The 10,885-nt window shown below is 47.4% G+C and carries 10 protein-coding genes and 2 pseudogenes; 4 read left to right on the top strand and 8 right to left on the bottom strand.

Translation table 11 applies throughout. From position 1 onward, the window contains the following. Window positions 1-400: 400 nt before the first annotated feature. The 4 genes and pseudogenes from QZ331_RS07420 to QZ331_RS07405 all read right to left on the bottom strand — a co-directional run. Window positions 401-1,138: pseudogene (locus QZ331_RS07420) on the bottom strand (heparin lyase I family protein); the annotation flags it as partial. 30 nt (window positions 1,139-1,168) lie between these two features. After that, window positions 1,169-1,717, bottom strand: coding sequence for a DUF4738 domain-containing protein (locus QZ331_RS07415; protein WP_294629297.1), 549 nt, complete (start codon window positions 1,715-1,717; stop codon window positions 1,169-1,171). A gap of 124 nt (window positions 1,718-1,841) precedes the next feature. Continuing rightward, window positions 1,842-2,528, bottom strand: coding sequence for a TrkA family potassium uptake protein (locus tag QZ331_RS07410; protein ID WP_294629296.1), 687 nt, complete (start codon window positions 2,526-2,528; stop codon window positions 1,842-1,844). Between the two features lie 4 nt (window positions 2,529-2,532). Further along, the gene (locus QZ331_RS07405; RefSeq protein ID WP_294629295.1) at window positions 2,533-4,362 is read right to left on the bottom strand and encodes a potassium transporter TrkG; all 1,830 of its coding nucleotides are present in this window, start codon (window positions 4,360-4,362) and stop codon (window positions 2,533-2,535) included. Window positions 4,363-4,495: 133 nt separating this feature from the next. Here QZ331_RS07405 and QZ331_RS07400 point away from each other — a divergent pair, with 133 nt between their 5' ends. The 3 genes and pseudogenes from QZ331_RS07400 to nfo all read left to right on the top strand — a co-directional run bounded on the left by QZ331_RS07400 (window position 4,496) and on the right by nfo (window position 8,118). Continuing rightward, window positions 4,496-5,866 carry a TrpB-like pyridoxal phosphate-dependent enzyme gene (locus QZ331_RS07400; RefSeq protein WP_294629294.1) on the top strand — a complete coding sequence of 457 codons (1,371 nt, stop codon included), beginning with the start codon at window positions 4,496-4,498 and terminating at the stop codon, window positions 5,864-5,866. 223 nt (window positions 5,867-6,089) lie between these two features. Further along, window positions 6,090-6,980: pseudogene (locus QZ331_RS07395) on the top strand (heparinase); the annotation flags it as partial. A 304-nt stretch (window positions 6,981-7,284) separates the two neighbouring features. Then, window positions 7,285-8,118 (top strand): deoxyribonuclease IV, encoded by an 834-nt coding sequence (gene nfo, locus QZ331_RS07390; protein ID WP_294629293.1) that lies wholly within the window; start codon window positions 7,285-7,287, stop codon window positions 8,116-8,118. Window positions 8,119-8,180: 62 nt separating this feature from the next. Here the strand turns inward: nfo and QZ331_RS07385 are convergent, their stop codons facing one another. From QZ331_RS07385 to QZ331_RS07370, 4 genes are all read right to left on the bottom strand, one after another. Beyond that, window positions 8,181-8,741 carry a hypothetical protein gene (locus QZ331_RS07385; RefSeq protein WP_294629292.1) on the bottom strand — a complete coding sequence of 187 codons (561 nt, stop codon included), beginning with the start codon at window positions 8,739-8,741 and terminating at the stop codon, window positions 8,181-8,183. 29 nt (window positions 8,742-8,770) lie between these two features. Next, entirely contained in the window at window positions 8,771-9,127 is a 357-nt protein-coding gene (locus QZ331_RS07380; protein ID WP_294629291.1) for a hypothetical protein, read from the bottom strand. A gap of 4 nt (window positions 9,128-9,131) precedes the next feature. Continuing rightward, window positions 9,132-9,671: an RNA polymerase sigma factor gene (locus QZ331_RS07375; RefSeq protein ID WP_294629290.1), complete on the bottom strand. Its 540-nt coding sequence runs from the start codon at window positions 9,669-9,671 to the stop codon at window positions 9,132-9,134. A gap of 165 nt (window positions 9,672-9,836) precedes the next feature. Continuing rightward, on the bottom strand, window positions 9,837-10,013 hold the full coding sequence (locus tag QZ331_RS07370; RefSeq protein WP_294629289.1) for a DUF4250 domain-containing protein: 177 nt from the start codon (window positions 10,011-10,013) through the stop codon (window positions 9,837-9,839). A 209-nt stretch (window positions 10,014-10,222) separates the two neighbouring features. Here QZ331_RS07370 and QZ331_RS07365 point away from each other — a divergent pair, with 209 nt between their 5' ends. After that, complete coding sequence (locus QZ331_RS07365; RefSeq protein WP_294629288.1) at window positions 10,223-10,870, top strand: DUF47 family protein; 648 nt, start codon at window positions 10,223-10,225, stop codon at window positions 10,868-10,870. The last annotated feature ends 15 nt before the right edge of the window (window positions 10,871-10,885 follow it).

Genomic DNA, 10,885 nt, shown 5'->3' with positions numbered 1-10,885 from the left:
ACTCATTATTCATCTTTTTATTAGACCGTAATTGGAGAAGAGGCAAAAAAAAGAATCTTTTTGCAGAACCGAAATCTGTTTGCCTAACGGAAGGAAATAATTGACATTTTTTAATACTGACGGGATAAACCGAAGTAACGTGAGTAGGATATAAGCCAAAGAAACTCCAATGCATTGCGGAGAGGTTTCGTTCCGTTGCCCAACCGGATTGTCTTTTCCCCCTGCTCTTTTTGCGTACCACTATAGTGGTACGAACGGAACATTATAGTTTCCCCTGCGGAACACTATAGTGGAACGCAAAGACAACTACAGTGGAACGAAATAACAAAGCCCGACGAACCGTGTCCTGACGGGCAATCGGCGGAAAAGAATTACCGGTGGAAATTTCTTTTCAACGAATTCACCATTCTGAATAATTTGCCAGATTGTAGCATACCGGCTTCGTGCTGTTGCCAACCCGGTAAATACCGAATTTGAAATAGTAGCCGTCCTTGTCGTTGCGCCCAATCAGAATTTTCTCATTGTCAACAATGTGCTTGCTAATGTTTTTCCCTTTGTCCCGATAGTCCATCCGCACATCGAGCATACCCGGCTTCACGATTGTTTCCGCCTCTTTGCCGTAGACAGTCCAGTCGATATGAATGCGGAATGTAATCCAGCAATCTTTCGGAAAATCGGCAAAAGGCATCTTGTAAGCAATGGTAGATGCTTTGTATTCGGAGGTCACGGGTTTCATGACTTGCAATTTTTCGACATTCGCATTGCAACGGTCATCCTTGTCCGTCAACCATTTGCGGTCGGAGTTTGCCTTGATATAGAACCAGCCGCCCGAAAATACGAAAGCCAAAGGAGGATATCCGCCCTGTTCGACCAGCCAACCGTTGGGTTTGCCCGCCACATAGACAGGATTGCCTTGTTTGTCCTTCACGGGATGTCCCTGTTTGTCCGATTTGGCTTTTTTCTCGTATCCGATGTTTTTCTTAAAAAGGGTATATTTGTCGAGTTCGATAAATTCGTCTACGGTCAGCGTCTTCACTTCTCCTTGCGGAGTCTACACCAAAGTACGGTCGGGCATTCCATGCCATTGGGCAAAAATAGTCGACACGTCACTGCCCAATGCGGAGGGGATATATACTGAATTCTATTGCCAATACCCCTTATTGCAAGCCTAATTGGAGGCTTCATTGTCATATTCTTCAAGCATATCTACTTTTTGTATAGTCATTTTTCCATCGGCTGTGATAGTGATGGAAAGCGGCACATACAAGTCCGTCTGCGGATAGCAGACACTTCCGGCATATACGATTCCTTGCGAAGTGGTCTTATCATACACGATTCCTTCCAAGACAGAGTGCGAAAGGAATTTAGCATCCACAACGGACGAAAAATCGTTCTTGGTGAATGTTTTATCAAACACTTTTTCGTTGCCACGCGTCAGGCGCAACACTATTTTATTGTCGAGATAGGTATCGCCCATTTCATTGGTGACATGGGGCAGAGTTTCGTCGGGCGTACGCAAAACGAAGGAACGATAATCTTTTCCCTTGAACTTAATGTCCGTTTCGCTTTTGGAGATTTGCATACGTTGCAGTCCGTTGGCATCCACACTGTCCATCGTTGCCAATATCGATTCGCCCTTTGCACGTCCTCTTTTACCACCGCAAGCAGCCGCAACCACTGCCAATGACAACAAAAACAAATAAATTATTTTTTTCATAATCAAGCCTTCTGTTTGTAAACAAGGGACAAAGGAACAAAAAGAGCGGGATATTTACAATATCTAATGGGGATTTTTCCTTTATTTACATTCCATTCTGCAAAGAAACCAGGAGAAACAATCATCAGATGGCCTTCCAGAAAGTCTGAAAATCGCGATATTTACCGTAGCAGACCAATTCATCCCCCTCTTCCACTTTCTCCTTCTCGGGCAGTTCGTTCTTCACATACAGTTCTGTCAGAGAAATCCCCAAACAGTTGGTTACCTTATTGGCACGCTTCAGTCCGATTAATTTCAAATGGAACTCTTCATCCAAATTCAGTTCATTGACAAAGTATCCAACAAACTTCTTGGGTACGGCAAACTTGACCACATAATATTCCGAATCGATTCGAAAAGCTTCCATGCTTGTCCCAAAGTCAAGTAGTTGCACCAGGCTGCGGGCCGCATCTTCTTCCGGCATCAATATCTTTTCCAGGCTAAAGGCTTCCAGCACCGCTTTATGCACCCTGTCAATCGCACGGGCGTAAATACGGGCCACCTTTTTCTGTTTCAACAAGGCCACCACCCGCACGGACGCACCGAAGTTCTCGCCAATCGCCACAATCACCACATCGACCGTATTCAACGGAAGTACCGACAAGGACTGTTCGTCCGTTGCATCAATCACAAACGCGGTGGCAATCTTATCCTTGATACTGTCCACCCGGCTCTCACTTACATCCGCACCGATAATCTCGTGTCCCAATGCGGACAGTTCTTCGGCCAACACATAGCCGTAATTTCCTAAACCGATAATAATATACTTCATATACTCAATTTATGATTATGTTATCACTCGGATAACGGTATTTTGTATTCTTTTTCTGTTTCACAATGCCAAGCATGAGCGTAATCAGCCCCACACGCCCGATAAACATCAGTACTGTGACCAGCAATTTACTTGCGTCGCACAGCTTCGGGGTGAGATTCAGACTGGAGCCTACCGTACTCAGAGCCGACACACACTCGAAAGTCAGTGCCAAGAGCGAAACCTGGGGTTCGAGAATGCTCAATATAAAGACAAAAAGAAACAGCACTCCCAACGACATGACCACCGTAGCATTGGAACGCCGGATAGAGTCGTGCGAGAGTTCCCTGCCGAATACTTCCACACGTTCCGTGCCACGCAACACAGCTATCAGATTGAACACCACCACCGCAAAAGCATTCACCTTGATACCACCGGCAGTAGACTGTGCTCCACCTCCAATCCACATCAAAACCAAATAGACCAACAAGGTCTGCACACTCAGCGAAGCCAAATCGACACTGTTGAAACCGGCAGTTCGCGGACAGGTTGCATTAAAGAAAGCCTGTGTCCACTTGTCGGCAACAGACATTCCGGCAAACGCCGCATCCCATTCAAAGGCAGCAATCGCCAACGTGCCGACAACCAACAGCAGGAAAGTCATAATCAGTACAATCTTCGTATTCAGGTTATAGAGGTGAAGCATCCGGTGCCTTTCCAGTTTGCGGGTACGTGCAAATTTCCAAAGATGGCGCAAATGATACAATGCAATATCTTTGAAATTGACCAGGATGGGGAAACCGATACCCCCTAAAATAATCAGGCAAGAGACCGAGATAAACAACCCGTTATGACCGGTCATCACCATCGGATTTCCCAAATTTCCGGACAGCGTGGAAAAGCCTGCATTACAGAAGGCCGAAATAGAATGGAAAGCGGAAAAAGCCAACTCACCCTCCAAAGTCATTCCAAGCGTGCCGTGGATGCTGAGCCAGATGAAAACCATCCCGATACCTTCAATCACCAATGTGAATCCGAGTATATATAATAAGGTAGAAAGCAACGAACTCAGCGAATTGGAGCTGACCATATCGCGGACAACCAACTGATTGTAAAGCGAGGTGTTCCCCATAAAGAACATCGCAAAGAAACTGGTCAAGGTCATCACTCCCAATCCGCCTATCTGAATCAGCAGGACGATGACGACAAGTCCTCCGGTAGTGAATGTGACCGAGACATCGACCGGAACCAACCCCGTGACACAGACCGCACTTGTAGCCGTAAACAACGAATCGACCCAAGTGATACCGTTCAGCGTACAGCGCGGCAACATCAACAGCCCCGCACCAATCAGGATGATGGCGAGAAAGCTGACCGCCAGTATGAGAGACGGATTGGTGCGGCGACCCAACAGGCGCACCAGTCCGTTGGACAGATTCAATAAGGAGAAAACCAACAACAATGCCAAATGATAGAACTTTCCATGCAGGAACTCCCAAAACTGCAAAATGGCTCCCTCCTCTTCAGGCCGGTAAAAAACGACCGGTATCAACGTGAGATACAACAGAATGCTCAATATCCACGCCAATTGCCGATACTGCTTCCGGGTACTCCGGTATTCCAACAAAATATGCAAGGTGACATCAATCAGGAAGATAATCCATACCGTTTTATACAAAGTCTGTATTTTCGCCACATCGTGCGCCGACAGAGGAAAGCCATGTTCGTAAATCACGCCGATTATAAGCGCAAGAGACGCCAAGTAGGTCAGTGCCTCCAATATCCCCAATACTATGCGTACATAAGGTTTGAGCCGTTTATTCTGATACAATAAAAACTTATGATAAATCTTCATATCATTTTTTTTAAAAGGTCGTGCAAACTTAAATAAAATAACAACCAAAAGCGATTCTTTGTTGACAAAAACATCGGAATATTAAAATTTTTATCTACTTTTGGCAGCAGTAAACTAAAAACTGCAACCTATCATGAGCAACCAAAGAAAACGGTATATCCTACCGGAAGAAGAAATACCACACTACTGGTACAATATCCAAGCGGATATGGTAAACAAACCCATGCCGCCTCTGCACCCCAAAACCAAGCAACCTCTGAAGGCGGAAGACCTGTTTCCTGTTTTTGCCGAAGAGCTATGCCACCAAGAGTTGAATCAGACCGATGCATGGATAGAAATACCGGAAGAGGTACGCGAGATGTACAAATATTACCGCAGCACTCCGTTGGTACGTGCCTACGGACTGGAAAAAGCACTGGGTACTCCGGCACATATTTATTTCAAGAACGAGAGTGTAAGCCCCATCGGTTCGCACAAACTGAATTCCGCTCTGGCGCAAGCATACTACTGCAAGCAGGAAGGCGTCACCAATATCACCACCGAAACGGGAGCCGGACAATGGGGAGCCGCCCTTTCCTATGCCGCAAAAGTATTCGGCTTGGAAGCAGCCGTTTATCAAGTAAAAATCAGCTACGAACAGAAACCTTACCGCCGTAGCATCATGCAGACTTTCGGAGCGCAGGTCACCCCCTCTCCATCCATGTCTACGCGCGCCGGCAAAGACATATTGACCGCACATCCCAATTACCAGGGTTCGCTGGGAACCGCCATTTCGGAAGCCATCGAACTGGCACAAATGACGCCCAACTGCAAATATACGCTCGGTTCGGTACTCAGCCACGTCACGCTCCACCAGACCATTATCGGACTGGAAGCTGAAAAGCAGATGGAAATGGCAGGCGAATATCCCGATATCGTTATCGGATGCTTCGGTGGAGGCTCCAACTTCGGCGGTATCTCCTTCCCTTTCATGCGGCACAACATCCTGGAAGGAAAGAAAACCCGCTTCATTGCTGCCGAACCCGCTTCCTGCCCGAAACTGACACGCGGAAAATTCCAATATGACTTCGGCGACGAGGCAGGATATACTCCGTTGCTGCCGATGTTTACTTTAGGACATAATTTTGCTCCTGCTCATATCCACGCCGGCGGGCTTCGCTATCACGGTGCAGGCGTCATCGTTTCCCAACTGCTCAAAGACGGACTGATGGAAGCAATGGATATCCAACAGTTGGAATCGTTTGAAGCCGGTTGTCTGTTTGCACAAATGGAAGGTATCATTCCGGCTCCCGAATCCTGCCATGCCATCGCGGCGGCTGTCCACGAAGCCAACAAGTGTAAGGAAACAGGAGAAGAGAAGGTAATCCTGTTTAACCTGTCGGGCCACGGTTTGATTGATATGGCCTCTTATGACAAGTACTTGGCAGGCGACCTTATCAACTACTCACTGACCGACGAGGATATTGAGAAAAACCTGAATGAAATAGGCGACTTGACCAAATAATCTTTCCGGTTTTAAAAAAACAAGCCATACAAAAGGGAGGGCGTCCGGACGAGGATGCCCTCCTACTTTTTCCATTCCCGATTATACTGCATACAAAAGATTTTATTACTTTGAGCCGTTATTAATCTGATGAACTAATAATGAGCTATTTAAGAAATTTTGTTATCTGTCTGTTCTTCCTGTGCATAGGAACAAATCACGCTTTTTCCGAGATTCCGGAACAAACCGCACGGGATTCACGGACGACCATTGTATGTATGCTTACCGTAACACACGTGCGCACAACAGCATCTTAGCCGACGGAATAACGCAGAAGATAGGTACGGAAGGCTACGGATGGATTCCGCGCTGATATGAAGGAGAGAAGATTTCGTATGTGGCGGGCGACGCGTCCAACGCTTACGGGAAAGTGACTTCTCCCCTATGGCTGAAACGCGGCGAGTTGTCGGACACCCGGTACACACCCGAAAAAGGCTGGGACGAGAACAAAGTGAAGGTGTTCCGCCGCCACATCATCCAGTTGGGAACTACCGGAGTGTACGTCATCTACGACGAATTGGAGGGGAAAGAAGCCGTCGCCTGGAGTTACCTGCTGCATACGGTGGAGCTGCCTATGGAGATGAAGGAACTGGCGGACGAGGTGCGAGTCAGCGGAAGAAACAAAGCCGGCGGTACTTCCGTTGCCCATCTGTTCTGTTCGGCAAAGACAGAGCAGGCCCTCACAGATACCTTCTTCTGTGCCCCGACCAACTGGAAGAACGTGACGAATGCACAGGGAAAGGCACTGAAATATCCCAACCACTGGCACTTCTCCTCCACAACGGTTCCCTGCAAGACTGCCCGTTTTCTGACGATTATGAATACGCACGGTAACAATTGCCCGGACATGAAAGTGACCCGCAAAGGCAATACCATACAGGTGGGCGACTGGACCATCACTTGCAACCTGACAGGGAAAGGAAAAGCCGCCATCAGCGTCAGCAACAAAGCGGAAAAAGTTTCCTTGAATTACGACGCCGGCAAAAAGAAAGGGGCAACGACGGTGACCGACCAAGTGAAAGGGAAGCAGGTGAGCAAGGTTCTGACGGATTATTTGCCTGATTTTGAGATTTAGGAGGACAGTCGGCAAACGCAATCCGTCCATATCACTCACAGGACTTCATCCGTAGCCCGAACGGACTGCCTTTTCTCCCTACTCTTTTTGCGGACCACTATAGTGGAACGAACGGACCACTATAGTGTTTCTTGCGTTCCACTATAGTGGTCCGCAAGGGAAACTGTAGTGGAACGCAATAACAATACCCGGCGAACCGGGTCCCGACAGCACACACGACACATACAGATAATGGCAGAATTTAAACCATTATAAAGGTAATAATGTTATATTTGCACGACATATAATTTTTTTAAAACAACCTATGAAATATATCGGAGCACACGTAAGCGCATCCGGCGGCGTAGAATCCGCCCCCGTCAATGCACATGAGATAGGAGCAAACGCTTTTGCATTGTTCACCAAAAACCAACGCCAGTGGGTAAGCAAACCGCTGACCGAAGAGAGCATCGCCCTTTTCAAAGCAAATTGCGGAAAGTTCGGCTTCCTGCCGGAGTATATCCTCCCCCACGACAGTTACCTTATCAATTTGGGACACCCCGAAGAGGAGGGACTGGCCAAAAGCCGTGCCGCCTTTTTAGACGAAATGCAACGGTGCGAACAACTCGGACTGAAACTTCTGAATTTCCATCCGGGCAGCTCGCTCAATAAAATACCGGCAGAAGATTGTCTGGCACGTATCGCGGAAAGCATCAACATCGCTTTGGAAAAGACTCAGAGGGTGACGGCCGTCATCGAAAACACGGCCGGACAGGGCACTAACTTAGGATTTGAGTTCAAACAACTGAGATACATCATCGACCGGGTGGACGACAAAAGCCGGGTAGGTGTATGCCTCGACACTTGCCACACATATACGGCAGGTTACGACCTTGTGAACGACTATGACCAGGTGTTCGACGAGTTCGACAAAGAGGTGGGATTCAGCTATCTGCGCGCCATGCACCTGAACGATTCGAAGAAAGCACTCGGCACTCGCGTAGACCGCCACGACAGCATCGGCTTGGGATTGATAGGAAAAGATTTTTTTGAAAGACTAATGCAGGATGCAAGATTCGATAATATGCCACTGATACTCGAAACTCCGGATGAGAGCAGATGGGCAGAAGAAATTGCATGGCTGCGGAGCATGGAATAGGCTGCGCAGACGCTTAGTTCCCTACGGAGGGCAGGGAACTAAGCGTCTGCGATGTCAACTGCTTATCCCTGGCGTGAAAAGCGAGTACGTTGCCCCTGACGCTGGCAATTCTGTGCAGGTTTCTGACCTTTCCGGCGGTCGAACTCCTTTCTGAATTTGTTGGCGTTCATTTTCTCCTGCTGATAAATTTTCATCACCTGCTTTTGAGAAAGAATCTTGCTGAATTCATTGTAATACTTCTCGCGAACGTCGAGCATCTTGCGGCTTTGTGCAAACTGATTTTTCAGCATGGTGGCTATCTCCGCATCGGTCATAGCCGGTTTTTCCGCATTTTTTCGGGGGGCAGCAGTCGTACCCTGCGGTTTTTCGGCACGCGGACGGCGATTCATTGTGCGGCATTCGCGCAATTCGTTCAGATACTTCTCGTAAACCGGAGTAAACTTAGCTGCCGCCGCATCATCCAGCATCAGTGCTTTCACCATCTGTTTGGTTTGCATCTGCACCATCTGCTCTTGCGTGGGACGCTGCTTTTTCTCTTTATTGTCTTTATTCTGAGCCGAAAGAGACATCACATTGCCTGCAAACAGGGCAACCATTACTACACAAATAAATTTCATCTTCATAATCTTTACGTTTTAATTGATTGAGTTACTTAATTTAAAAATATATCATTTTCGGAGAAGCTGACGAGCTCTTCCAGCTCCTCGTCCGATAATTCCCGAATCCATCCGTCGGCCTGCTCCGCACTGTTGCCGCTCTCTACAGCCAACACGTCTGCCGAAATCGGATTGTCTACCTCTGCCCGATAGAAAGAAGGAACAAACAAAAGTCCCGCCAGCAAGGCCGCCATACCCATCACTGTAACAACCGCCAGTCTTGCGGAAGGCGTCCGCCGTTGCTTCACACCGGCACGCGCCATCACCTTCTGCTGCACGTTGTTGAAGAATCCGTCGGGGACAGTATAAGGTGTCCGCTTGCCGATATCGTCAAAATCAAAATCCTTTTTCATCGTTCTATCTGTTTAATATATAATCCTTTATTTTCTCCTTTGCATAATGGTAATTCACCTTCAGCGTATCCACTTTGCTGTTCAGCACACGCGCAATCTCCTCGTAATCGAGTTCGTCGTAATAGCGCAGGTTGAACACCAGCCGTTGCTTCTCAGGCAAACTCAAAACGGCTTCCTGAAATTTCACCGCCAGTTCGTTTTCGTAATCGATGTAATCGGAAGCTCTCAGTTTGCCTATCAGCTCTTCCTGCACCTCTTCCGCAGAAACGACTCCCTCTTCCTTGCGCCCGTTGAGCAGACGCAGACTCTCATTGGTTGCAATCCGGTAAATCCAAGTCGACAGCGAACTTTCTTCGCGAAACTCCCCGATGTGCCGGAACACCCGGATAAAGACCTCTTGAAGTACGTCTTCGGCATCTTCGTGAGATACAACCAACCTGCGGATATAGTGGTATATCGGCGCCTGAAAGGCGTCCATCAGCATCTTGAATCCTTGTTCGCGGTTCGAAGCACACACTGCACGAATTTTATTCTCGTTTATCATCCGTTCTATTTCTGAGCTTTATCAGTTAGAACGCAGCAAAAGGGGGAAGTTAAAAGAGGAGTATCTGCTTTTTGGTTTTATTAACAGGGAAAGGGGGAAAAGGAAAACGCGAACGGAAAGCGTGCTAAAATTCACCACGGAATTTTAACACGCCAAACATAAGAATTACCAGAACCGGTTGTGCTCGGCGCTATACTCGAAACCGGCGGCTTTCAACTGATTTACCAATTCTTCTTTGTCAATGTCCATATCCTCGCAAAGTTCATCGAGCGAGGAGTAACAATCGCGCAACTTCATATTGATGACGCTGAACAGCATCATCACATCTTTGGGCAATTCCATAACACACAATCTTTTTAATGATACGACTTATTATACTTACATTTCGCGCTTTGCGCAGGAAATCGGCCACACACGGCAAAGCGCAGCAACGACCCCTCCTGCCCTACGGCCGCCTGCAAAATTACGGCAATCTCCTTGAACTACAAAATATACTTATTTGTTACTAAGCATATCCACCATAAAAAGAACAACTTTAAAATAATAGGTTTATGAATAATTCTTTTTTCAGCCGGTTTGCTCCGAAGGAGCCTAAATTTTTCTCTCTCCTAAAACAGTTATCGGAAGTGCTGTCCGCCGCATCCGCCGTTTTAGTAGAAAGTCTGCAATACAATCAGGCGGCAGAACGATACGCCTACTACAAGAAAATAAAAGACCTCGAACGGGAAGGCGACAGATTGGAACACCTGATTTTCGACGAATTGGGAAGAACCTTCATCACTCCTTTCGACCGCGAAGACATACACGACCTCGCCTCCGGCATAGACGACGTCATCGACGGAATCAACAACAGCGCCAAACGAATCGCCATCTACAACCCCCGCCCCATCGCCGAAAGCGGCAGGACACTGAGCCGCCTGATTGAGAAAGATGCCACATACATCAGCAAAGCGATGGACGAACTCGAAAGGTTCCGCAAAAACCCGGCACCGCTCAGAGAATACTGCAAAAAGCTGCACGAAACGGAGAACCAAGCCGACGATATGTACGAATTCTTCATCACCAAACTTTTTGAAGAGGAGACCGACTGTATCGAACTTATCAAAATAAAAGAAATCATGCACGAACTGGAAAGCACCACCAACGCCGCAGAGTACGTAGGCAAGATATTGAAGAACCTGATTGTAAAATACGCATAAAAAAGAAACGGAAAT

Source organism: uncultured Bacteroides sp. (genome assembly GCF_910586915.1).
Classification (GTDB): domain Bacteria; phylum Bacteroidota; class Bacteroidia; order Bacteroidales; family Bacteroidaceae; genus Bacteroides.
Note: the sequence above shows the minus strand (reverse complement) of the source record. Positions and strands in the feature narration are given on the sequence as shown.